This is a genomic window from Dyella sp. GSA-30 (assembly GCF_027924605.1).
Classification (GTDB): domain Bacteria; phylum Pseudomonadota; class Gammaproteobacteria; order Xanthomonadales; family Rhodanobacteraceae; genus GSA-30.
Genome location: NZ_AP027042.1, coordinates 2,273,238 through 2,297,597, shown reverse-complemented (window position 1 = coordinate 2,297,597; position 24,360 = coordinate 2,273,238). Strand labels below are relative to the sequence as shown.

Annotated in this window: 20 protein-coding genes; 7 read left to right on the top strand and 13 right to left on the bottom strand. The window is 62.4% G+C overall.

From position 1 onward, the window contains the following. Positions 1-109 precede the first annotated feature (109 nt). The 7 genes from QMG46_RS10125 to QMG46_RS10095 all read right to left on the bottom strand — a co-directional run bounded on the left by QMG46_RS10125 (position 110) and on the right by QMG46_RS10095 (position 10,086). On the bottom strand, positions 110-3,148 hold the full coding sequence (locus tag QMG46_RS10125) for an efflux RND transporter permease subunit (protein WP_281852387.1): 3,039 nt from the start codon (positions 3,146-3,148) through the stop codon (positions 110-112). After that, positions 3,145-4,185, bottom strand: a complete 1,041-nt coding sequence (locus QMG46_RS10120) for an efflux RND transporter periplasmic adaptor subunit (RefSeq protein ID WP_281852386.1) — start codon at positions 4,183-4,185, stop codon at positions 3,145-3,147. Before QMG46_RS10120 ends, QMG46_RS10125 begins: the two co-directional genes overlap by 4 nt. Then, positions 4,182-5,522 carry a TolC family protein gene (locus QMG46_RS10115; RefSeq protein ID WP_281852385.1) on the bottom strand — a complete coding sequence of 447 codons (1,341 nt, stop codon included), beginning with the start codon at positions 5,520-5,522 and terminating at the stop codon, positions 4,182-4,184. The genes QMG46_RS10120 and QMG46_RS10115 overlap by 4 nt, the downstream gene beginning before the upstream one ends. Before the next feature lie 147 nt (positions 5,523-5,669). Then, a complete protein-coding gene (locus tag QMG46_RS10110) occupies positions 5,670-7,082 on the bottom strand; it encodes a sensor histidine kinase (RefSeq protein WP_281852384.1) in 1,413 nt (470 codons plus the stop codon). Then, on the bottom strand, positions 7,079-7,744 hold the full coding sequence (locus QMG46_RS10105; protein WP_281852383.1) for a response regulator: 666 nt from the start codon (positions 7,742-7,744) through the stop codon (positions 7,079-7,081). Before QMG46_RS10105 ends, QMG46_RS10110 begins: the two co-directional genes overlap by 4 nt. Before the next feature lie 194 nt (positions 7,745-7,938). Further along, positions 7,939-9,345: an aspartate aminotransferase family protein gene (locus QMG46_RS10100; RefSeq protein ID WP_281852382.1), complete on the bottom strand. Its 1,407-nt coding sequence runs from the start codon at positions 9,343-9,345 to the stop codon at positions 7,939-7,941. A gap of 42 nt (positions 9,346-9,387) precedes the next feature. Then, a complete protein-coding gene (locus tag QMG46_RS10095) occupies positions 9,388-10,086 on the bottom strand; it encodes an MtnX-like HAD-IB family phosphatase (protein ID WP_281852380.1) in 699 nt (232 codons plus the stop codon). Positions 10,087-10,467: 381 nt separating this feature from the next. Between QMG46_RS10095 and QMG46_RS10090 the strand changes: the two genes are divergently transcribed. From QMG46_RS10090 to QMG46_RS10065, 6 genes are read left to right on the top strand one after another with little or no spacing between them, the layout of a single operon-like run. After that, entirely contained in the window at positions 10,468-11,841 is a 1,374-nt protein-coding gene (locus QMG46_RS10090) for a TolC family protein (protein WP_281852379.1), read from the top strand. After that, positions 11,841-12,974: an ABC transporter permease gene (locus QMG46_RS10085; protein ID WP_281852378.1), complete on the top strand. Its 1,134-nt coding sequence runs from the start codon at positions 11,841-11,843 to the stop codon at positions 12,972-12,974. The genes QMG46_RS10090 and QMG46_RS10085 overlap by 1 nt, the downstream gene beginning before the upstream one ends. A 3-nt stretch (positions 12,975-12,977) precedes the next feature. After that, on the top strand, positions 12,978-13,733 hold the full coding sequence (locus QMG46_RS10080; RefSeq protein ID WP_281852377.1) for an ABC transporter ATP-binding protein: 756 nt from the start codon (positions 12,978-12,980) through the stop codon (positions 13,731-13,733). Beyond that, entirely contained in the window at positions 13,730-14,659 is a 930-nt protein-coding gene (locus tag QMG46_RS10075; protein ID WP_281852376.1) for an HlyD family secretion protein, read from the top strand. The genes QMG46_RS10080 and QMG46_RS10075 overlap by 4 nt, the downstream gene beginning before the upstream one ends. After that, positions 14,656-15,453, top strand: coding sequence for a MipA/OmpV family protein (locus QMG46_RS10070; protein WP_281852375.1), 798 nt, complete (start codon positions 14,656-14,658; stop codon positions 15,451-15,453). Before QMG46_RS10075 ends, QMG46_RS10070 begins: the two co-directional genes overlap by 4 nt. 47 nt (positions 15,454-15,500) lie before the next feature. Then, entirely contained in the window at positions 15,501-16,610 is a 1,110-nt protein-coding gene (locus QMG46_RS10065; protein ID WP_281852374.1) for an acyltransferase family protein, read from the top strand. Positions 16,611-16,815: 205 nt separating this feature from the next. On the opposite strand, the gene QMG46_RS10060 is transcribed toward QMG46_RS10065, so the two are convergent. Together QMG46_RS10060 and QMG46_RS10055 are read right to left on the bottom strand one after the other, a co-directional pair. Continuing rightward, positions 16,816-17,133: a non-heme iron oxygenase ferredoxin subunit gene (locus QMG46_RS10060; RefSeq protein WP_281852373.1), complete on the bottom strand. Its 318-nt coding sequence runs from the start codon at positions 17,131-17,133 to the stop codon at positions 16,816-16,818. Beyond that, positions 17,130-17,675 carry a GNAT family N-acetyltransferase gene (locus QMG46_RS10055; protein ID WP_281852860.1) on the bottom strand — a complete coding sequence of 182 codons (546 nt, stop codon included), beginning with the start codon at positions 17,673-17,675 and terminating at the stop codon, positions 17,130-17,132. The genes QMG46_RS10060 and QMG46_RS10055 overlap by 4 nt, the downstream gene beginning before the upstream one ends. 139 nt (positions 17,676-17,814) lie before the next feature. Between QMG46_RS10055 and QMG46_RS10050 the strand changes: the two genes are divergently transcribed. After that, positions 17,815-19,848, top strand: a complete 2,034-nt coding sequence (locus tag QMG46_RS10050; RefSeq protein ID WP_281852372.1) for a M13 family metallopeptidase — start codon at positions 17,815-17,817, stop codon at positions 19,846-19,848. 35 nt (positions 19,849-19,883) lie between these two features. On the opposite strand, the gene QMG46_RS10045 is transcribed toward QMG46_RS10050, so the two are convergent. The 4 genes from QMG46_RS10045 to sufC form a co-directional block, all read right to left on the bottom strand. After that, positions 19,884-20,894: a TPM domain-containing protein gene (locus tag QMG46_RS10045; protein ID WP_281852371.1), complete on the bottom strand. Its 1,011-nt coding sequence runs from the start codon at positions 20,892-20,894 to the stop codon at positions 19,884-19,886. Positions 20,895-20,999: 105 nt separating this feature from the next. Next, the gene (locus QMG46_RS10040; protein WP_281852370.1) at positions 21,000-22,244 is read right to left on the bottom strand and encodes a cysteine desulfurase; all 1,245 of its coding nucleotides are present in this window, start codon (positions 22,242-22,244) and stop codon (positions 21,000-21,002) included. A 19-nt stretch (positions 22,245-22,263) separates the two neighbouring features. Further along, positions 22,264-23,577, bottom strand: a complete 1,314-nt coding sequence (sufD, locus tag QMG46_RS10035) for a Fe-S cluster assembly protein SufD (protein WP_281852369.1) — start codon at positions 23,575-23,577, stop codon at positions 22,264-22,266. Continuing rightward, positions 23,574-24,338, bottom strand: coding sequence for a Fe-S cluster assembly ATPase SufC (sufC, locus tag QMG46_RS10030; protein WP_281852368.1), 765 nt, complete (start codon positions 24,336-24,338; stop codon positions 23,574-23,576). The genes sufD and sufC overlap by 4 nt, the downstream gene beginning before the upstream one ends. Between the last annotated feature and the right edge of the window lie 22 nt (positions 24,339-24,360).

Genomic DNA, 24,360 nt, shown 5'->3' with positions numbered 1-24,360 from the left:
GCTGTATCGCGAAAACTGAAAACTGATGCCACTGGGTCCCGGCCTGCGCCGGGATGACGATAGGAAAATCTGAGGTCATGCGAGATTTCCTGAAATCGCGACCGTTCCCTCACGACACCTTGGCCGGTCGCCCAAGCACCAGCTTGATCAAAATCGGCAACACCAGCAATACCATCGGATACTGCAACAGCAGGCCAGCGATGATCGCGATAGCCAGCGGCTGCTGAATACCGGAGCCCGGGCCGATCGCAAACGCCAGCGGCAGCAGCGTCAGAACCGCCGCGAGGGTAGTCATGGTGATCGGACGCAAGCGATCCTGGCTGGCCAGCTGCAAGGCCTGCGCCGAATCCATCCGCTGTTCGAGCCAGACATATTCGGACACATAGAAAATCGCCATCTCCGTGCCCATGCCGATGATCATCGTCATGCCCATCATCGCCGTGATGTTGAGATCGACCTGACTGATCCACAGGGCGATGAACACCGCCGTGGAGGAAAGCAGCGAACAGCCGATCACCAGCGCGGCCAGCACGATGCGCTGGTAGAGAAACAGCAGCAGCACGAACTCCGCCACCAACGCCAGCGCAAACACCTTGCTCAGACCGACAAAGGCGATCTGCTGTTGTTGATAGAGACCACCCAGTTCATAGCGCACGCCATTGGCGAGCAACCCAGGCCGCGCCAGACGCTGCTGCACATCGGCCACCGCCGCGCTGATGCCACGCCCTTCGATGCGTGCGGTGACGGCCACCATCGGCTGCAGGTTTTCGCGAGCTATCTGCGGCTGGCCACTGACCGGAACGATCGACGCAACGCGTTTGAGCGGAAAGATATGGCCATCGGGCGCGCGAATCGGCAGCTCAGCCAGATCGGGAATACGCCAGCGCTCCGCGTCTGGCATGCGCACACGAACACCGATGCTCTTGTTCGCAGCAGGTAGCTGGGTCGCCACCACACCGCTCAACGCCTGATCGACCGCCTGGGTAATGTCGTCCGCGGTAACACCTTCGAAGGCGGCCTTGGCTGCATCGATATTGACGTTCAAAGCATCGCCGGCCAGCTGCAGGCCATTCTTGATATCGACCACGCCCGGGATATCGGCGATCGCCTTGGCGACCTTGTCGGCCTGGTCGCCGAGGCCGCTGGGATCGACCGCATAGAGTTTGATTTCGATCGGCTGCGGCACCGCTGTCAGATCGCCGATCAGGTCTTCCATCAACTGTGCCAGTTCGATATCCACGCCAGGCACGCCGCGCTCGATGCGCTGACGCACATCGCTCATCACTTCATCGGTAGCGCGGTCATGATCCGGCTTCAGGCGCACAAAGAAATCGCCGTGATAGGACTGCCCCAGATCGCCACCCAGGCCGGTGCCCAGGCGGCGCGAAAACGTCGCCACTTCGGGCGTATCGCGCAGGATGCTTTCGATCTGCGCGATCTGCCGCGAACTCTCCGGCAACGAGGTGCCGGGCTTGGTGTAGTAATCCATCACAAAGCCGCTCTCGTCCACCGAGGGCATGAAACCGGTCGCCACATGCGTGTAGCCGAGATAACCGAACACCAGCAACAGCGACAGAACAAGCGCCAGCCACAGCGGCGACGCCGACAGCTTCCGATAGATCCATCCATGTGTGCGCAGCAAGGGATGTCGCCCGTGCAAGCCGGGATCGTGCCAGCGCGTGAAATCCACCATCCGCCGCGCCAGCACCGGCACGATCAAGACAGTGATCGACCAGGAGACGATCAGCGCGCACGCCATGGTGATCGACAAGGCCTTGGAAAACGCGCCGGTCACGCCGTCGAGAAAACCCAGCGGTACGAATACGATCAAGGTCGCCAGACTGGAGCCCGACAAGGGGCGGATAAACTCCCTTGCCGCTGGGAGCACCGCGTCGACGCCACCACCTTCCCTGGCACCCGCGCGTCGCGCAATATGCTCGATCATCACGATCGCGTCGTCGATCACCAGCCCGACCGCTGCAGCCATGCCGCCCAGCGTCATGATGTTGAAGCTCATGCCCATCACATGCAGCAACAACACGGTGATGGCCAGGGTGGCCGGCACCACCAGCAAGGCGATGACGGTGATACGCAAGTTGCGCAAGAACACCAGCAGCACGACAGCGGCCAGAACGAGGCCAATGACGATCGCGTCGCGCACGCCGTCGGCCGACTCCACCACCAGTTCGCTCTGGTCGTACCAGTTCACCAGACGCACGCCGGGTGGCAGATGCAACTGCGTCAGACGCTGGCGCACCTGCGCGGCGACCTGCACGGCGTTGCCGTCCGGCTGCTCATAGACGTTGAACAACACCGCCGGCTTGCCGTCTTCGGCCACCTTGATCCACTGCGGTACATAGCCGTTGCGCACGGTAGCGACGTCGGACAGCTTCACTTGCCGGCCGGCCTCGCTCTTGACCACGACATTGCCGATCGCCTCCACGCCATGCAACGAGTGATCGGCGACGACAAGATAGAGTTTGTTGTGATCCTGCACGCGCCCAACGGCCTGCAGCACATTGGCCTTGTTCAAGGCGCTCACCAGATCGGCAAGACCAAGATCGTAGCTGGCCAGGCGATGCGGATCGGACTCGACCTGGATCTCCGCGGTTTCGCCGCCTTGCACGTCGACGCGCGCCAACCCGGGCACGGAAGCGAGCAACGGCACGATCTGATACTGCGCAAGGTCGCGCAATGCGACGGGCGACATCCTGTCCGCCTGCAGCGCATAAGAGATGATCGGAAATACGGTGGGATCCATCCGCCGCACACCATACGAACTACCGCTGGGCAGCGTCGGCAGCACTTTGGCAATGGCCGCATCGACCAACAGGGTCGACGCCGTCATATCGCGCCCCCAACCGAAGTCGATCGAAATCTGCGCCGAACCGCGCGTGGTCTCCGAACGCAGTCCGGCCACACCAGGCACGGTACGGATGGCTTCCTCCACCGGCCGCGTCAACAGCAGTGCGGTCTGGTCGGCCGGGCGATCGCCCGCATCCAGATCGACCACCACGCGCGGAAACGATACCTGCGGAAACAGACCGACCGGCAGACCGATCGCGGCGATCAGACCCGCGATCGCTAAGGCAAGCGTGACGATGACCAGCGTGCGCGCATGGCGTGACAACCATGACGCTGGGTTCATTGCGCAGCTCCCGCCGCCGCGACGTGCACGGCCATGCCATCATCGAGTTGCGTCGCGCCCACTGTTATCAAGGGACGCTTGGCATCGAGCGCTCCAGCGACCACGCTTTTCTCGCCCTGCTCGCCCAACACCTTGACCGGCACCCGTACTGCCTTATCGCCATCGACCTGATAGACCTGCCAGTCCTGGTCGTCGCCGACGAGCGCATCGCGTGGCACCAGCCAGCCTTGTTGCCGGCCAGTGACAATGTCGGCGCGAAAACCCGCACCACCGATGATCGGCTGGTCCGCTGCGATATCCACGTCGAGCTGATGGGTATGCGGATCGAGTGCTGTCGCCACACGCGTAACCTTGCCCGTGATCGGCTGCCCGCCGCCCAACGGGGTCAGTGTCGCGCTCTCGCCGGACGCAACCTTGCCCAATGCGTCGAGTTCGACACCCACGCGCACGATGACCCGTTCCGGCTGAGTCAACGCAAGCAACGCAGCGCCCGCTTGCAGAGCGTCGCCTTGGGCGACCGACACGCTTTCGACAACGCCGTCGAACGGTGCAGTGATGTTTATCGTCGGGCCGTCACCCTGCTGCTGGCGCAAAGCATCGAGATTCGTGCGCGCGTCGCTGGCTGCCTTGTTTGCCTGGTTGAGCTGGTCGCGCGTCGCCAATTGCTGAGCCAGCAGTTGCTCGGTGTGTACCCGTGCATCGTCGGCTACGCGTACCGCACTCTGCGCTTGCCGATAGGCCGCGACCGCCGCCGGGGTCAGGCTCAGCGTGAGCAAACGCTGGCCACGCTTGACCGCCAGTCCCTGAGAAACATCCAAACGCGTCACCACTCCTGCCACCTGTACGTTGAGTGTGGTTTTGGCGTCCGGTGCCGGTATCGCCATGCCGTACGCAGGTACGCTGTCGGGCAGGCTCGCCTGCGCCACCGGCACCGCCTGGACTTCGGCGCGCGCAGGCTCGGGCGCGGTGTCGGGCTGCTGCCCGCAACCGGCCAGAATCAGCACCCAGGGCAAGAAATAACAGCTACGACGGTTCACTCGGTCACCTCATGTGGCAGCGCGTCGGGCATGCCCGCGCCAAGCAGGGTGGCCAACGCCACCTGCCCTTCGTATTGGTTCTTTTCCAACGTGATCATCGCGGCCTGTCGGCTGGAAACGGCCGTTGCGACGTCCACGTAACTGCGCATGTCGATCAGCCCGGCGTGCCAGGCGCTATCGGCCTGCGCCATGCGATGCTCGGCATCGATATTCAGCGGGACCAGCGCTGTTCGCTGTGCATCGAGCTGCGCATGCTCGGCCAGCAAAGCCAGCACTTCGTCGCGCGAGGTCTGCAGGCGAATGGCATATTCATCGTGCAGTTGCTGCCGTGTGGCGCGCTCGATCGCGATGTTGCCCTGGTTGCGGTCGAAGATCGGCAAGTCGAAGGTGATCGCCGGACCGCCGTTACGCACACGACTATTGTCCTGCGACGCGCTGTAGCCGAACGACAGCGGTGGAAACTGCGCCAGGATCGCCGCACGCACCTGGGCTTCCTGTGCGCGATAACCCAGTTGCAGGGCGATCAGATCGGGACGTCGCTGTGCCAACGTCGCCGCTTGCTGGCGCACTTGATCCGCATCCAGCGGACCCAGGTCGATATGCGTTTGCAAGGGAATGACGGTGTCCGGCGCCACGCCCATCAACGCAGCCAACGCGTGGCGCTGCGACAACAACTGGCGCTGCAGATCGTCCAGCGCTGCACGCGCATCGGCAGCCGCGGCCAGATCGGGTGTGGCCGTGAGGTTCTCGCTATTGCCCTGCTCGATGCTGTGGCGCAGGCGTTCGCTGCGTTGCTCAAGTCGTTGCAGGGCAGCCTGCTGAACTTCAAGCAGGCGTTGATCTTCTACGATATCCACGACCAGCAAACGCGCCTTGCCGATCACCTGCCACTCTTCCCATAACAGTGTCGCATCGACCTCGGCGGCTTGGGCGCGCGCGGCTTCGCGGCGCGGCCGCAAGGTAATCAAGGACTGGATGTTTTCGCTGATGCCTGCCGTCCAGGCGGTGGCGTTGCCTACCCCGGAAATGAGGTATCCGGCGCTGCCGTTCAACGAGGGGTTGGGCAGCAGCGAGGCCTGCAGCATCTGCGCCTGGGCCACGGCGTGCTGTGCACGTGCCGTACGCAGATCCGGATTGTTGAGCAGGACCTGGCGCTCGACGTCCGCCATGCTCAACGGGCCAGCCGTCAATTGCCCGAGTTCGGCACTGGGAGCGGCCTGTTCGGGCAGCGGCAAGGGGCGATAAGTGGCACAGCCCGATAACAACGCCAGCGCGCCCCATCGCCATGCACGCGAGGCGCTTCGCCAAGCTGCTCTTGATCCGGTCGGTACCAACAAGGCGTGCCGCCTCCAGTGGAAACTAAGGACGCCACGATAGTAGCCGCGTCTTAGCATCGACTTTGCAACCGATGGCCCCCTCCCCCCAAATAACCCCCGTTTTCATCGTCGCCCCAGCGAAGGCCGGGATGACGGATAGGAGAGGTTTTAGGGATTTCCCGCAGCCGCGGCTTCACGGGGAATGGCCACACGAACACGCAAGCCATGACCAAACGGCGAATCGAGCAACTGGATCGTCGCCCCGTGCAACTGGGCGGCGCGCTGCACGATCGACAGCCCCAGCCCGTAGCCCTCGCCGCGGCTGCTGGACTCGCGATGAAAACGGGCAAAGACTTCCTCTCGACGCTCGGGGGGAATACCCGGACCGTCGTCGATCACGTCGATCCAGACATCCAGCGCTGTCTTCTCCATCGACAGCTGCACCTGACCACCCGCGGGCACATGTCGCAGCGCGTTCTCGATCAGGTTGCGCAGCAGTGCGCGCAGCGCGGTTTCGTCACCCTGCACGATCAGGTCGTCCGGCAACGGCAAGACGCTGAGCTCCACACCGCTGTCGGCGATCAAGGGCGCCATTTCCTCGATCACCGCGCTGGCGACGCTGGCCAGATCGATGCTTGTCCGCTGCGTTGCGCGCAGGCTCGATTCGAGTCGCGCCAGTGCCAGCAATTGCTCGGTGCGACGCGCCAGCGATACCAGACACTCCTGCGCACCCTGCAAGGCAGCACCTGCCTCGCCGGGGTCGCTGCTCGCCATGGCGTTTTCCAGATTGATCATGGTCGACGCCAACGGTGTACGCAGCTCATGAGCGACATCGGCGCTGAAGCGACGTTCGCGTTCGAGCGCGTCATCGAGTCGCGAAAGCTGGTCGTTCAACGCGGTCAGTACGGGCTGCAGCTCCTGCGGCGCGCGCGGCAGGAGCACCGGCGCATGGCTGCCGACTTCACGCGTCGACAACAGTTGAGCCAGCCGCGACAGCGGTCGCAGCCCGCGACGTATGGCCAGCCCTACCAATAGCGCCAGCAGCGGAAGGCCGATGATCAAGGGCACGCCATGCTCGATCAGCAGAGCCTGCGTGATGTCGTGCCGGCTGTCGTATCGTTCCGCCGCGCGAATGGTGACACCGTCGGGATTGCTCGCCAGCGTAAATACCCGCCATCGATAACCGGCATGGCGCACATCCTGAAAGCCGACTTCATGCGGTGCGGGCGGCAGCATCGTTGCAAGATTCGCCGTGGCCAGGATCATCTGGCCATGGGCATCGAATACCTGGAATCCCACCTCCGATTCGTAGGTATGCCCATACAACGTGACGGTGTTGGTATCGGCTGGCTTGATCGGCACCTGCACCATCTCGCCGTCCTTGCTGCGCAGCACATTCACGCCCGCATGCTCGATCAACACATCGAGCGTGCGCGCCGATTGTGCAAGACGTCCATCGGAAAGCTCGTCCACTTCCGATAGCGTGCGCTTGAAACTGAGAACGGCCAACGGCACCAGTACTGCCGCCAGCACGGCAATGATCAGCCAACGCAGCCGGGAGCTCAGGCTCGGCGCAGTCATTTGGGCTCCAGCGGAATCATGTAGCCGAAGCCACGGACGGTCTTGATCGTGTCGAAGCTGAGCTTGCGACGCAGCGCGTGAATCAGCACGTCCAGTGCGCCGGTGCCCACTTCGGTATCCAGGCCATAGAGCGAGTTTTCGAGGCTTTCGCGGCGCACGATGCGACCGGCACGCTCCATCAGTATCTGCAGCAGCGAAAATTCGCGCTTGGTCAGTTCCACCGGTTCGCCACGAAACGTCACCTGCAGCGTGCCCATATCCATGCCGATCGCCCCCACCTCGATGGTGTTGGCCGCCAGGCCCTGCGCTCGCCGTGCGAGCGAGCGGATACGCGCCGCCAGCTCGTCCAGATGGAACGGCTTGATCAGGTAATCGTCGGCGCCGGCATCCAGGCCTCGAACGCGCGCATCCAGGCCATCGCGTGCCGTCATCACGATGATCGGGGTTTTCACATGCATGCGGCGCGCCTCGACCAGCAGGTCAAAGCCGTCCTTGCCGGGCAGGCCAAGGTCCAGCAGTACCAGATCGGCGGTCTGGTCGCGCAATGCCAGGCTGGCTTCCTTGCCGTCACGGAACCAACTGACCGTATAGCTCAGGCGCGTCAAGGCGCGCTGGATCGCGGTTCCCAGCGGCACGTCGTCCTCTACTACCAAGATATGCATGCCCGGCGCCTTCGTGAGCCACCCCGGAATTATCCCGGGTGTCGCTTATAAAAACCTTAAAAGGCCTGCCCACAAAAAAGACACAAAAAAACGGCGACGCCCCGAAGGCGCCGCCGCTGTCACACTTCCCCTGCACGGGAAATTACGGACATAAAAAGACGGAGCGAGGCGAGCAGCGCACTCGCTCCGGAAACTTACATGGCCTTTTTCGCCTTGGTCAGCAGCTGATCGAGCAGCGCCATGGCCAGGTCGATTTCCTCGTGGCTGATATCCAGCGACGGGGCAAAGGTGATGACGTTCTTGTACCAACCGCCGACATCGAGCACCAGGCCGATCTTCTTGCCGTTGTGCTGCAGATCGCCGGCCAAGCCGATGTCGACCATCTTGTCGAGCAGTGCCTTGTTCGGCGTGAAGCCGTCGTCGGTGCAGATTTCCGCACGCAGCGCCAGACCGAGGCCATCGACGTCGCCGATTTCCTTGTGGCGCTTCTGCAGGTCCTTCAGGCCATCGAGGAAGTGGGCGCCCTTCTCGGCGACGGTCTTCTCGTAGTTCAGCTCGTAACCCATCTTGATCACTTCCAGACCCAGCGAGGTACCCAGCGGGTTGGAGTTGAAGGTCGAGTGGGTCGAACCCGGCGGGAAGATGGTCGGGTTGATCAGCTCTTCACGGGCCCACAGACCCGACAACGGGTTGAGACCGTTGGTCAGCGCCTTGCCGAAGACGATCGCATCCGGCGTCACGCCGAAGTGCTCGATCGACCACAGCTTGCCGGTACGCCAGAAACCCATCTGAATTTCGTCGACGACCATCAGGATGCCGTACTTGTCCAGCACCTTCTTCAGGTCCTTGAAGAAGTTCTTCGGCGGGATCACGTAACCGCCGGTGCCCTGGATCGGCTCGACGTAGAACGCGGCGTATTCGGCCTGATTGACCTTGGGGTCCCACACACCGTTGTATTCGGTTTCGAACAGGCGCTCGAACTGGCGCACGCAGGCGTCCGAATACTCTTCCGGCGTCATGCCCTTCGGGCGCCGGAACGGATACGGGAACGGGATGAACATGGCGCGCTCGCCGAAGTGGCCGAAGCGACGACGGTAGCGGTAGCTCGAGGTGATCGACGAAGCACCCAGCGTGCGGCCGTGATAACCGCCTTCGAAGGCGAACATCAGGCTCTTGCCGTTGGAGTAGTTACGCACCAGCTTGAGCGAGTCTTCGACCGCCTGCGCACCGCCGACATTGAAGTGCACGCGGCCCTTCAAGCCGAACTTTTCCTGCGCATCGACCGCGATCGTCTTGGCCAGCTGGATGCGGGTCTGATGCAGGTACTGGCTGGCGACCTGCGGCAGCACGTCGATCTGGCGCTTGAGCGTGTCGTTCAGGCGCTTGTTGCCGTAGCCGAAGTTGACCGCCGAGTACCACATCTGCAAATCGAGGAACGGCACGCCGGCCGTGTCGTACATGTAGCTGCCCTCGCCGTGGCGGAAGATCTTGGGCGGGTCCACATAATGCACGGTGTCGCCGAACGAGCTGTACTGGGCTTCGTCAGCAAGCAGCTGCGCGTCGTCGATCACGACGTCCGCGTTCTTGTCGTAAACATTCATCGAGAGAAATCCGGATTTTTCAGGTTCAGGCGAAAGGGGGACTTAGCGGATCGCAGCCGTGGCGACCGCAGGGACGACGTATTCGGTGAGGCTGCCATCGAGCAACTTGGGCAACAGCTCCAAGGCATCTTCGAAGCCGGTGATCGGCACGTAGGGAATGCCGGCGTGGCGGCAATGCTCGATCAGGCGATGCTTGGCAAAAACAAAATCGACGCGGTCGGCGGCGCAGAAGTCGGACGCACCGTCACCGATCAGAAGGGTCTTGTGGCCACCCTGGCGGGCCTGCTCGACACAGGCGCACTTGCAGGTGCCGCTGCGGCAACCTTCGGCCTGGAAGGGCGAGGTCAGCTGCCATTGACGCTGCGGCGTGGCGGGCGCCAGGTGATTGGCGGCCAGCGGCAGGTCATCCAGACCGTAACGCCCCAGGATCTGGTGAATGGCGTAATCGAGACCGTCGCTGACCACGCGGATCGGCGTGTTCAATTCGCGCGCCTTGGCGACGAAATCCGGGAAGGCATGATCGATCCACAACGTGGACAGATGCTTGTCCAGCTCAACCCGGGTCATGTCGAGCAAGTCAACCTGTCCGGTCATGCACTCACGCGAACCGATCTTGCCCGCACGCCAATCCCGCTCCAGCGTCTCCCAACCGGGACGGCCGAAACGATCCAGCAGCGAGTCGATCACGTCTTCGACGGAGATGGTGCCATCGAAATCGCAGAGGATTTTCCACGCAGTCACGCACGCCACTCCAACGTTAAGGTTGGCGCATCTTGGGTGTACCCCCCTTTCGGCCCCCTTTCTTTTGCCGCCGCTGCCTTTTTTATTCATAAATGATTGCGATAATCCCGGCCGCACTAAGGACGCCGTCAAGGTTCAGCGGTTATGCTTCTCCTCTGCCTGAAGCCCTCAGGGGCTGGCGGCAGATGCCGGTTGGGTCCGGCCGACCTCGCCTCGGGCGACGGATACCGGCTGGGAACTCACGGCAACCCTCGTCATCTGATGGCTTTCCTCGTCGCAGGCCTCGGGAGTTTCGCCCTGTTTCCGTTCAAGCTGCACTCATTGTTCGGCGCCGCCCCCCGGCGATGGCTCCCGCCTGGCGGATCGCCATGGTTGCTGTGCATGGGCCTGGTGCTGCTGGCGGGCTGCTCCGCCGCCCCCCTGCCCGCACTGAAACCGTCCGTACCCGATGCCTGGCGCAATATGCCGGCCGATGCGCGCCCCGCGCAGGCCGACCTGCGCGAATGGTGGAAAGCGCTGGGCGATCCGGAGCTGGATACCCTGATCGACCGCGCCTTGCAGAACAACCTGGATCTGGCTCAGGCAGCGGAGCGCCTGCGCGCCGCGCGAATCTTGAACGGCCATAGCCACGACAGCTACCTGCCGTCGCTGAGCCTGCGCACCAATGACGTGATCGACCCGGATACCAGCGCGTCGTTCTTCGTGGTCGGTTTCGATGCGCTATGGGAACTCCCGCTTTTCGGGACCTGGAAAAACGCCGGTCGCGTTGCCCAGAGCCAGGAAAACCAGGCCGCCGCCGCCATGCGTGGCGCGCGCGTCTCCCTGGTGGCCGAGGTCACGCGACGCTGGGTCGAACTGCGCTCAGCCCAACAGCAGATGCGCACACTGACCGCGATGCGCGACGCGCAACAAGAAAAAGTGCGCCTGCTTGGCGTACGTGAACAGTTGAAGCTGAGCCCTCCGGCCGAGGTGGCGCGCGCCCAAGCCGAACTGGCACGTGCCCAGGCGGCCCTGGCCGAACCGCAGCAAGCCATCAATAACAGCGCACAGCAGCTGGCGGTGTTGCTTGGCCAGAACGAACCCGACGACGCGTGGCTGCAACCGGGGCCGCAGCCGCAACTGGGCGACTGGCAAGTCACCAAGGCGCCCGGCGACCTGCTGCGCACCCGGCCGGAAATCGCCGCCGCCGAGGCCGAAGTGCTGCGCACAGCGGGCGAGGCAGGCCTGAGCCATGCCGACGTCCTGCCGCATATCGGCATCGGCACGTCGCTGCAATGGTCCACCAACATCGCACGCAACCATCGCGTGCATACAGGCGAAGGCATTTTTTCGGTTGGCCCGGTGATCGACATGCCGCTGTTCGATTGGGGCCAACGGTTGGCTACCGCCCACGCCAAGGATCATCAGCTGCAGGCAGCCGTGCTGGCCTATCGCCAGGCGGTGTTGCAGGGCGTGGCCGAAGTGGAAATGGCGATGGGCGATCTGGAACAGTTGCGCGGTCGCGAACAGTTCTCGCAGTCGGCGCTGGATTCCCTGGATCAGAGCACCGCCGCCGCGCAGAAACGTACCGAACTGCAACTGAGCAGCACACTCGATCTGCAGGACAGCGTGCTCGAACAACAGCGTGCCCAGCTCGATCTGATCAGTGCCCGGGCCGCACGCGATCTTGCCTATGTCTCGCTTTATAAAGCGCTCGGTGGAGCGCCGATCGCCGCCGACAAACCACACGACAAGCATGCGGCGGGAAAGAACTGATGGTCGCTCTCGCGCGCAAGACGCTGGTCTACGAATGGCGCCGCTTTCTGCCCGCCATCCTCGCCGTGTGCTTCGCCGGGTTGCTGCAGTTGCTGCAGGCCGCCCTAGTGCTGGGCATTTTCGGCAGCGCCAGCGTCTATATCACCGGATCGTCGGCCGACCTTTGGGCCGGTTATCCGGGTACGCAGAGCGTCAACCTGGGCCGATCGATCGATACCGACGTGGAAATGCGCTTGCTGATGGATCCGGCGATAAGCCGCGTCGAGCCGTTCCATTGGGTCGATGCCGACTGGCGCGGCCCCAGCGACAACGGTGGCGTATCGGTATTCGTATCGGGCATCGATCCGCGCCCGGACGGCCTGATGTTTTCGCAAGCGCTATCGCCCGAGCTGCGGCAACGCTTGAACGAACCCAATGCGGTGGTCGTCGATCGCGCCGATCTGAGCAGCCTGGGCGTCAACGTCGGCGACAGCGCCATCATTAACGGTCGCCGCGTGCAGGTCGTTGGCGTGGGCTCCGGCTTGCGCGCACTCGGCGGCGTCAATGTGGTGGCTTCGCTCGCTACCGCACGTGACCTGGACACCGATTCGGCCAATGTCGGTCGCATGACCTACTTCGTCGCCAAGCTGCATAACCCGGCCGATGCGCGCGTGGTGGCCAAGCGCTTGCGCGGGGCCACCAGTTTCGGTCCGTACGAGGTATGGACGGCCAAGAATTTCGCACGCCGCTCGAAGATGTACTGGATGCTGGACACCGGCGCCGGTGCCGCCGTGCTGTTTCTGGCGGGTATCGTGTTCCTGGTCGGCGCGGTGATCACCAGCCAGACACTGGTCGCGGCCGTGGTCGGCTCGGTGCGCGAATACGCCACGCTCAATGCATTAGGCGTGGGTGTGGGCGCATTGCGCAAGGTCGTACTCGAACAGGCGTTCTGGGTCGGTGCGCTGGGCCTGCTTGGCAGCCTCATATTGGGTGGCGTGCTGTTTCTGCTGGCGCGCAGCTACAGCGTGCCGGTGGCCTTTTCGTTTGCCGCGATCATCGCCTGCGTCGTGCTGATTCTTGGCCTGGCCATCGTTTCGGGTCTCGCCGCGATGCGCAGCCTGCGCCGTGCCGATCCGGCCACCTTGTTGAGATAAGCGATGTCGAGCCAGCCATCCATTCCGTCGACATCGCTGCAAGCGCGCAGCGTGAGCAAGGCTTTCACCAACGGAAAGCTCCGTTCGGCCGTGCTGCAGGACCTCAGCCTCGATGTAGGCGCAGGCGAGCTGACCCTGATTTCCGGCCCGTCCGGTTGCGGCAAGAGCACCCTGCTCTCGATCCTGAGCGGCCTGCAACGGCCCGACCAGGGCGGCGTCAGCGCGCTCGGTCAGGACCTGGGCGAATTGAATACGCGTGAGCTCGAGCGTTTCCGCCTGCATCACACCGGCTTCGTGTTTCAGGGCTTCAATCTGTTCCCAGCCCTGAATGCACTGGAACAGGTCGCGCTACCGCTGAGCTATCTGGGCCTGTCCGATGCCGAGGCTCGCCGCCGGGCGGCCGAATCACTCGAAGAGGTCGGCCTGGGCCCGCGCATGGAGCTGCGCCCGTCCGAGCTCTCCGGTGGCGAGAAACAACGCGTGGCGATCGCGCGCGCGCTGGCCAAGGAGCCGGAGCTGCTGTTCGCCGACGAGCCGACCAGCGCGCTGGATGCCGCCAACGGCCAGATCGTCATCGACATACTGCATCGCATCGCCCGCACGCACGGCACCACGGTGCTCTGCGTCACGCATGATCCACGCCTGGTCGGCCACGCTGACCGCGTTCTGACCATGGAGGATGGCCGCATATTGAGCGATCATCGGCCAGCCATCGCGACCGGCACCGCCGGCGACGATATCGAGGAACCTTCTACATGAGTTCGCGCTTGTTTTACCCGTCGCTGCTGTTGATCGCAGCCGCCAGCCTGGCGGCCTGCTCGGGCAGGGACTCGAACCAGACCACGGCACAGGCCGCCGCGCCGGCCTACCAAGCCGTTGCGCGCGGTCGTGTCGACATCGAGGGCGGTCTGCTGCGCCTTGCCATGCCGCGCGATGGCGTAGTGGCCGAGATCAAGGTGCACGAGGGCGACAACGTACACAAAGGCCAGTTGCTCGCTCGACTGGATACGCAGCCGGCGCAGTTGGCCATCGACGCCGCGCAGGCCGAGCAACAACAGGCACAAGCTCAGGCGACCTTGCTGCAGACACGCATCAAGGCCGCACAACAGCGCGCACAACGCCTGGCCAGTGCCGCGGCTGCCGGAGCGGCCGATGGCCAGAGCGCGGACGACGCGCGCCAGGCCGCCGACCAGTTGCAGGGTGAGCTGGAAAATACCCGCGCTGCAGCCACGTTGGCGGCACAGAAACTCGCGGCCGCACGCTATGAGCTGACCCAGCGCAGCCTCAACGCGCCGGTGGACGGCCAGATCGTCAGCCGTACGATCCAGCCTGGCGCGACCGTATCTACGTCCTCGGGCCCCGCCTTCGTGCTGCTTCCCGATGCCCCGCGAATCGTGCGCGCCGAACTCAACGAGTCCTTCGTCGGCGTCGTCCATGAAGGCATGCAGGCCGAGGTCATTGAAGACGGCGGCAGCGGTGGCACGCCACTGCATGCACGCGTGCTTCGCATCGGCGCCGTGTTCGGCGCCAGCACCCTGGAAGAGGACCCCATGGTTCGCTCGACCACGCGCTCGGTGGAATGCGTGCTGGTGTTCGACCAGGCCCCGCCGGCGTCGTTGCGCATCGGACAACGTGTGCTCGTGCGCTTCCCCGCCAACAGCAAGGCAGGAACGCCCGCATCGTGATACCGCAACATCGGCCGGCGCTCGCGTTGCTGGCGCTTTGCATGCTCGGATTGACCGGCATGCCATCGCTTGCACACGCCGATAACGAGCCGACCGGTGATTTCACCAATTACGTCGGCGCCGGTGTGATGCGCATGCCCGGATGGATAGGCTCGGACAACCACCGCGATCAATTGGCGCCGTTTATCCAGGTGACGGTGGATAAGAACATCACCTTGTCCACGTCCGACGGGCTCACCGTCGATTTCATCCACCGCGACGGCTGGCAAGGCGGTTTTTACGGCAATTACATGTGGGGCCGCAGCCACGAAGATCTGGGCCCGCGCCTGGCCGGCATCGTCGACTCGCTGTCGCCGCGGCTCAATGCGGGCGGCTATATCGAATATCACCCGAACGACATCGTGAATTTCGGCGCCACGCTCAGTCACGATACCGAAGGTGCCGGTGCCTATCTCAACCTCTATGTCGACAGCGGATTGCCGCCGTTGTGGGGGATCGAGGAGTCCATACAGTTGCAATGGCAGGCGATGAATGCACCGGCCATGCGCCGTTTCTTCGGCGTCACCGCAACCCAGGCGGCACAATTGGGCACTTACGCCTGGAACCCGAGCGCCGGCAATCAACAGATCGAGCTGGAATACGATGCATTGATCCCGGTAACCCGGCGCACGGCCGTATTGCTATCGGTGGATTACGCGCGCCTGCTTGGTGATGCCGCCGACAGCCCCCTGGTGAAGCGCTTCGGCTCGGCCAACCAGGTGACTACGTCGCTGGGTTTCGTCTATCGCTTTTGATGGCAGGTGAACGCAAGCATGTAACGAGCTAGGGCAGCCGGCACGACATGAAGCTTAGATTTGCTCATCAACTACGCGCCGTTGCCGCTCTATCGGTCGTCATCTATCACTATTGGGGCATTTTCTTCTCCCCTGTCATACGCTCGATCGTGGGAACGCCTGCGAGCTTTGTGCCGGTACCACCTGGGTATACACGACATGTGCTGTCGCCCCCATTCGGTGAATTCTTCTACGGCGTTTTCGGCGTCGCCGTCTTTTTTATGATCAGCGGGCTTGTCATCCCGATCAGCTTGAGAAGCCTGTCGACGGGCAAGTTCCTGATACGGCGATTCTTCCGCATCTATCCCGTCTACTGGTTTTGCCTGTTGATAAGCATCGGCATGTACGTCCTTTGCTCATGGTACTGGTCGACGCCATTATCCGATCGCATCAGTTGGCCGTTTCTGCTGAAGAACCTGACACTCCTTCATAGCGCAACGGGCATCCCATCGCTGGATTTCGTCTGCTGGTCGCTGGCCGTGGAAATCAAGTTCTACGCGATCGTTGCCCTGATCTTCTTCATAGGCAGGCAAGCGCACCAGGTCATGATGACCTCGACGGCTTTTCTTGCCTTGTGTTGTATCGGCGCTTATTTCGCCACGCACGGATCCGGCCAGGAGGCTTTCTTTTCGTACCTGGTCTCGGACATGAGGTATATGACGCTCATGTTCCTCGGCTGCCTGTTCTACTACGTACTCTACGGCGAGCTGAGCGCAAGGGCTGCGCTGGGTTATGGCGTCATCATCTACGCCCTGTTCGTCACGATCAATGCGTTCTATGAGAATGCATTCTTCGGCCCGTTGGTGAAGAACTATAGCTATGCGCTGATTCTGTTCTGGGCCTGTTATCTACTAAGAGATAGCTTCAGGGACAACAAGGTTCTCGACTTCCTGGCCGACATCAGCTTTCCGCTCTACCTGGTTCACTCGATGATCGGGTACGTCGCCATGCCGATCCTGATCGACAAGGGTATGTCCTATACGTTCGCATGGATGGTCAGCGTTGGCCTGGCCATGCTCGTCGCCTTCCTTGTGCATCGATATGTCGAAGTCCCCGTCAACGCATTCGGCAAGAAGGTGTCGGACTTTCGTAGATCCGTGGCGCTCGACACTTTGTAGGAGCGGCATCAGCCGCGACTGAAAAGAACCCCGGCATAACCTCAGTTTTTGTCGTCATCCCGGCGAAGGCCGGGAGCCATTCCTCAGTTATCGCTCGTCAGGCAGCATGCGGCAAGCATCTACGCTGAGTAATGGATTCCGGCCTTCGCCGGAATGACGAATAGGAAAGGTTTTTGGAAGCTCCTTTACGCCGCTCCCAAACAGATCAGCCACGATCATCCTTGGTCCAGATTCCACCGTGCTCTTCACGCACCGGAAAACACGCCACCGGTTCATACGCAGGCGGACAAGTCACTTCACCATTGCGCAAGTCAAAACGCGCCCCATGCCGCGGGCATTCGACCTCGAAACCTTGCAACGGACCACCGGCAAGCTCCCCACCATCGTGGGTACAGACGTCTTCGATAGCGTAGAGATCGCCATCGATATTGTAGACCGCGATAGCGACATCGCCATCCCACACCACCTTGAACTCGCCCGGCAGCAATTCGCTGCGCGTACCGACATAGATCCAGTCGTTCATGCAGCCACCGTCAACAACTTGGACAGCACGACAAAACGCAGGTCGTCGCGGCGCGGTATGCCGAAACGCTCCTGGCCATAGGGAAACGGCTCATGCTCGCCGGTCAGTCGATAGCCGCGCCGCTCATACCATTGAATCAATTCATCGCGCTGTTCGATCACCGTCATGCGCATCGCTTCGCAACCCCAGACCTCACGTGCGAATCGCTCGGCCTCAGCCAGTACAGCCTTGCCGATACCGGCACCTTGCAGCGTCGGAACCACAGCGAACATGCCGAAGTAGCCGGCCCGCTCTTGCCGCTCCAGCTGGCAGCAAGCCTGTAACGCGCCGTTACTTTCGGCAAGCAGCACCATGCTGTCGGGCGCCTCGATAATGGCCGCCACAGCTGGCGGATCGGTGCGCTGACCGTCGAGCAGATGCGATTCGGTGGTCCAGCCGCGCAGGCCCGATTCGCCGCGATAGGCGGATTCGACCAGGGGCACGATGGCAGGGACATCGGCCACGACGGCCGGTCGGAAGCTGAGTGTAATGGCGTGTGACATGGCCACATGATAACCGCGTAGCGCAACGCAGCAATGACCTTCGACACTGTCGGCCATGGTCCCCCGCTGCCTAGCCTGCCCTGATTTGCCTGCGCGTGGGGCTCGGGCAATCCGGACAGATCTCAAAGTGGGAGCACACATGAAAAAGAGCCTTCTCAAGCCGCTGGCCTTCGCGGTGACCTTAAGCCTTTGCGGCGTCGCCGCAGCCGCGACGGACACATTCAACATCCAGGATCTGAACAGCAAGATCGATCCCTGCTCCGACTTCAACGGCTTCGTCAACGCCAAGTGGGTCGCGGCCAACCCGATCCCTGCCGATCGCACGCGCTGGGGTTCGTTCGACGCTCTGCGCGAAGACAGCCTCAAGGCGCAGCGAATCATTGTGGAAGCGGCGGCCAAGAGCGCCGCGGATGCCAAGGCAGGGTCGATCGAACAGAAGATCGGCTATCTGTACGCCACCGGCATGAACGAAGCGGCCATCGACAAAGCCGGCTTCGATCCGATCAAGCCGCAGCTGGCGCGCATCGCCGCACTGAAAACCCCGGCGGATATCGCAACCTATATCAGCGATACCTACGCCCAAGGCACGCCGGTGCTGTTCCGCTTCGGCGGCAACGCCGACTTCAAGGATTCGGACAAGCAGATCGCCTATGCCGGCCAGGGCGGCCTGGGCTTGCCCACTCCCGATTACTACACCAAGCCCGACTACGAAAAGATCCGTGTCGCCTATGTCGCACATATCGCCAAGCTCCTGCAATTGACCGGCGTGTCGGCTGCCGACGCAAAGACGCAGGCCGATGCGGCCATGAAATTCGAAACCCGCCTGGCAGCTGTCTCGTTGCCGCCGACCGAGATGCGCAAGCCGGAAAACCGCTATCACTTCATCAGCATCGCCGATGCCGACAAGGTGACGCCGCATTTCGACTGGGCCACGTTCTTCAAGACGCAGCATGCAGACGTTACCGACGGCTTCTCGCTGTCGCAGCCGGCGTTCTTCGGCGAAGTGGACAAGATGCTTACCGATGTACCGGCGGCCCAATGGCAGGCCTATCTGCGCTTCCACGCGATCAATAATGCCGCAGCCTATCTGTCCAAGCCGTTCCAGCAGGAAGACTTCGCCTTCAACAAGAGCACCTTGAATGGCCAGAAGGAAATGGAAGTGCGCTGGAAAATTTCGCTGGCCACGGTCAACGAGAGCATGGGCATGGCGCTCGGCGAGCTCTATGTCGCGAAGAACTTCTCGCCCGATTCCAAGCAGCGCGCCGAGCAACTGGTGAACAACCTGCGCGCCGCCTATAAGTCGCGCATCGAGAACCTGGAATGGATGAGCGCAGCAACCAAGCAGAAGGCGCTGGAAAAATGGGCGACCTTCGTACCGAAGATCGGCTACCCGGACAAGTGGCGCGACTGGAGCGGCCTGCAGCTGACGCCGGACAACTACTTTGCCAACGTCCACGCCGCCGACAAGTTCAACTACGATTATATGGTCGGCAAGATCGGCAAGCCGGTCGACCGCACTGAGTGGGGCATGACGCCGCAAACGGTCAACGCCTATTACAACTCGCAGAAGAACGAGATTGTCTTCCCTGCCGCCATCCTGCAGCCGCCGTTCTTCTCGGCGACCGCCGACGATGCACTCAACTACGGCGGCATCGGCGCGGTGATTGGCCATGAAATGGGCCATGGCTATGACGACCAGGGCAGCAAGTTCGACGCCAAGGGCAATAACGTCAACTGGTGGACCGATGCCGATCGCAAGGCGTTCGAGGAACGCACCGCCAAGCTGGCCGCTCAGTTCAACGGTTATGAGGCGTTGCCCGGCAAGTTCGTCAACGGCCAGCTGACCATGGGCGAGAACATCGGCGATCTGGGCGGCCTCAACGCAGCCTACGACGCCTTGCAGATGGCGTTGAAGAACAATCCGAAAGAAGCGAACGAGAAGATCGACGGCTACACGCAGGACCAGCGCTTCTTTCTCAACTGGGCGCGCGTATGGCGCGGCAATATCCGTCCCGAAGCGCAGCTCACCTCGCTCAACACCGATCCGCACGCACCGGCGCAGTTCCGCGCTATCGGTGCGCCGTCGAACATGGCCGCTTTCGCGCAGGCGTTCCAGTGCAAGGCCGGCTCGAACATGGTCCGCGCCAGCGATAAGCAGGTAAAGATCTGGTAAGGCCCGATACGCAGGCGGCGCTCGCCGCCTGCGTATTACCAGCTATCGGACGAACCGCCGCCACCCGAATCGCCACCGTCGCCGGAAAAACTCGAATCCGACGATGAGCCCGATGACGACGACCAGTCGCTGGACGAGCTCGAACTGCTCCAACTCGAACTGTCGCTACTGGACGACGATCTCGAGCCCGTAGACGTCCACGCACCGACCCAAAGCATGACCTGCCAGAGCGAAGGCGGCCAATCGGTGAGGTGATTCGATGCAAACGCCTTCCTTACCATGCCCTTGCGCGTAAAAGCCTTGCGCATGTTTTGCCGGCGCATCGCATAGACGCCCATCAGGCAAGCCAATAAGGCTGCCAGAGCCCAATACCACGGCCAAAGCACGAACAGAAAAATACTGCACAACGGCGTGACCCACAGCGTGGCCAGGCCGCCGCCGCTGGCGGCCATCAGGCTGAAAATCACCGTAAGCACCATCAAGAAAATAGATACCCATATCGGCACGCTGTCCTTGTGTGGCGTGCTTTCGGGCGTACCCGTGACCGTTGCACCGGCAAGCACGCCCAGCACGGCATCGACGCCGGCATTGATGCCGCCCGCGTAATCGCCTTTTGCAAACAATGGATGCATCTGCTCGCGCAGAATCAGCGAGCTGGTCACATCGGTCAGATCGCCTTCGAGGCCATAACCGACTTCGATACGTGCACGCCGATCCTTGACCGCAAGAACGATCAACACGCCGTTATCGACACCCTTGTGTCCGAGCCGCCATTGATGGAACGCCGCGTTGGCGTAGCTCTCGATATCCTGGCCGGCAAGGTCGGCCACAGTCAGCACGACGACCTGATTGCCGGCGCGTTGTTCTTCCGCAGCGAGCTTGGCTTCCAGTGCGGACGTATTGCCCAGCACGCCAGCGTAGTCATTGACGCGTCCGCGCAGCTCCGGGACGTCCTGCGCCCCAGCGGAAGCCGGAAGCATCCATGCGCAAAAAACCAACAATGCCAGCCATCGGGCCAACCCGGCCCGGCCCAAAGCTTGCCGCATAAAGACCTCCCCAGACGCCATCCCTGTCGTGGCAGGTTCGACTTTAGCCCAATTCCCTCGGCTTTTCTGGAGGAGCGACTTCAGTCACGACCCGCAGCCTCTTATTCAAAGCAACAGCTTGCGCACCTTCAGCAAGGCCGTGATGAACGCATCGATTTCTTCACGCGTGTTGTAGAACGCCAGCGATGCACGCAAAGTCGCGGGAACGCCGTAGAACTGCATCAACGGATGGGCACAGTGATGGCCCGACCGTACGGCAACGCCTTCCAGGTCCAGCAGGGTTGCCAGGTCGGTCGCCTGGGCGCCATCGATCAGGAACGAGATCACCGGTTCCTTGTCCTTGGCTTCGCCAATGATGCGCAAGCCGGGGATATCGCGCAGACGCTCCGTCGCATACGAAAGCAAGCGATCTTCCCAGGCACGGATCGCGTCGAACCCAATGGACTGGTAGTAGTCCATCGCCGCCGACAATCCGGCGAAGCCCGCGATATTGGGCGTGCCCGCTTCGAACTTGTGCGGAGGCTCGGCAAACGTGGTGCCGCTGAAACTCACCTCGCGAATCATCTCGCCACCGCCAAAAAATGGCGGCATCGCCTGCAGGTGTTCGCGCTTGGCCCACAGTGCGCCCGTGCCGGTAGGCCCAAGCATCTTGTGCCCGGTAATCGCATAGAAATCGCAGCCGAGCGCCTGCACGTCCACCGGGCGATGCGGCACGGCCTGCGAGCCGTCGACCAGCAGCGGAATACCGCGCTTTTTGCACTCGCGCGCGATCTCGCGCACCGGGTTGACCGTACCGAGCACATTGGACACGTGCGCAACGCAGGCCAGTTTTACGTCCGGCGTCAGCAGCTTGATGAATTCTTCGAGGATCAGCTCGCCATGCTGGTCGATCGGCGCCGCCTTGACGGTGGCCCCGCTGCGCGCGGCGACCAGCTGCCAAGGCACGATATTGGCGTGATGCTCCATGACGGTGGTGAGGATCACATCGCCTGGCTTCAGCCGCGGCAACGCGAAACTATAGGCCACCAGATTGATCGACTGCGTCGTACCGGAGGTCAGCACGATATCGTTGCGTGAGCCGGCGTTGATAAAACGCGCCAGACCATCGCGAGCGCTCTCATACGCTGCCGTTGCCTCTTCGCCAAGCTGATGCACGGCGCGCGCCACGTTGGCATTGTGCTCGCGATAGTGCCGGTCCACCGCCTCGATCACCGACACCGGCTTCTGGCTGGTATTGGCATTGTCGAAATACACCAACGGCTTGCCGTGCACGGTGCGCTTGAGCAGCGGAAAGTCCGCGCGAATACGTTCGACGTCGAAAGCGGTGGCTAGCTGGGCTTGAGCATTCATGAAGGGACTCGCTGGCCGCTCAGGCGACCTGATCGACTGGCAACTGCAGGAGCAGCAGCTGTGAAATATGATCGCGCAGGGTTTCGTTCGGCATCGATGCGAACACCGCGCGGCAAAAGGCCGCCGTCAGCAGGCTGCGCGCCTCGGCCAAGGGAATACCGCGCGAACGCAGGTAAAACAGCGAACGCTCGTCGAGCTGGCCGACTGTGGCGCCGTGCGCGGCCTTGACCTCGTCGGCGTAGATTTCCAGCTCCGGCTTGGTATCGATTTCGGCTTGCGAAGACAGCAGGAGATTCTTGTTGCTCAGGCTGGCATCGCTACCGTCGGCACCCTCGGCGACCAGGATCGCGCCACGGAACACTCCGCGCGAACGCTCGTCGGCGACGCCACGCCAGATCGATTCCGATGCCGAGTTCAAGGCATCGTGTCGGATCGACAGCTGCGTATCCACGTGTTGCCGGCCACGCAAGGCGAACACGCCACGCGTATCCAGACGCGCGTTATCGCCCTTGATGGTCGCATGCAGATCATGGCGCACCAAGGCGCCGCCCAACTCCACGACATTAAGCGTCGCATGAGCGGCCACGCCCAGTTGCACACTGGTACGGCGGATCAGGGAGGCATCGGTGGCTGCCTGCTGCAACAGCGTCATATCGAGCCTGGCCCGTTCGCCCAACACGATATCGGCGACCGAGGTAGCCAGTTGCTGTGCGTCACCGAAGCCCAGGTGGTGCTCGACAAGGCTGAGCTCGGCACCGTCACCTAACGCAATGACATGGCGTAGATGCCAGGCCGCTTGTTCGGCGAAAGCACCTATGAAACTGAAATGGACAGGCTGTTCGATAACGGCACCGGCAGCGACACGCAGCACCACGCCTTCCTGCGCGTACGCCGCGTTGAGCTGCGCAAAGGCATCAGCCGCCTCGCGATAGCGATGACCGAGTGCAAAACGCAACGGCTCGTCGTCCTGCGCCAACGCGCGCGACAGCGGCAATACTTCCAGGCCATCGGGCAGGTTATCGAGTTGCGACAGGTCTTCGCGAAACACGCCATTGACGAAGACCAGGCGCGGTCCGGCAACACCCGGCAGCGAGAGCGCCGCAACATCGATATCACGTGTCGAGGCCTGCGCATCGCCCTGTACAAAGCGGCGCTGCCCCAGCGCGCGCAGTGCCGTGTATTTCCAGGCTTCGTTACGGCTATCGGGCAGTCCGGTGGCACTCAAGGCGTCGAGATTTTCGCGCCGGATGGCATCGAGCCATGCCGCGCCTTGCGGCAGCGGCGCATCGAGCAGCGACTCCAGCAACGGCGGGCGGGCCGGCTGCTGACTCATGCCTGCGCTCCGGCTGGCTCACGCTCGGCAATCCAGGCGTAACCGTGTTCTTCCAGCTTCAGTGCCAGCGACTTGTCGCCGCTTTCGATAATGCGGCCATCGGCCAGCACATGCACGAAATCCGGCTGCACGTAATCGAGCAGACGCTGGTAATGGGTAATCATCAGGAAGGCACGGTCGGGCGAACGCAGCGCGTTGACGCCTTGCGACACCTGCTTGAGCGCGTCGATATCCAGGCCCGAGTCGGTTTCGTCCAGAATCGCCAGCTTCGGCTCGAGCACGGCCATCTGGAAAATCTCGTTGCGCTTTTTCTCGCCGCCGGAGAAGCCTTCATTCACGGCGCGATGCAGCAGCTCGCCGGAAATCTGCATCACTTTCAGTTTCTCGCGCACCAGCTTAAGGAACTGCATGGAGTCGAGCTCCTGCTCGCCACGCTGCTTGCGCTGTGCGTTCAGGGCCGCGCGCAGGAAATAGGTATTGTTGACGCCGGGAATTTCTACCGGGTACTGGAACGCGAGAAACACACCCGCGGCCGCACGGTCTTCCGGATCGAGCGCCAACAGATCGCGACCTTCGAACATCACCGAACCCTGCGTCACTTCATAGCCGTCGCGGCCGGACAATACATTGCCCAGGGTCGACTTGCCGGCGCCGTTCGGACCCATGATGGCGTGCACCTCGCCCGGGTTCACGGTAAGGCTCAGGCCCTTGAGGATGTCCTTGCCCTCGACACGGGCGTGCAGGTTTTCGATCTTCAACATGTCTTCAAATCCGCAATGAATG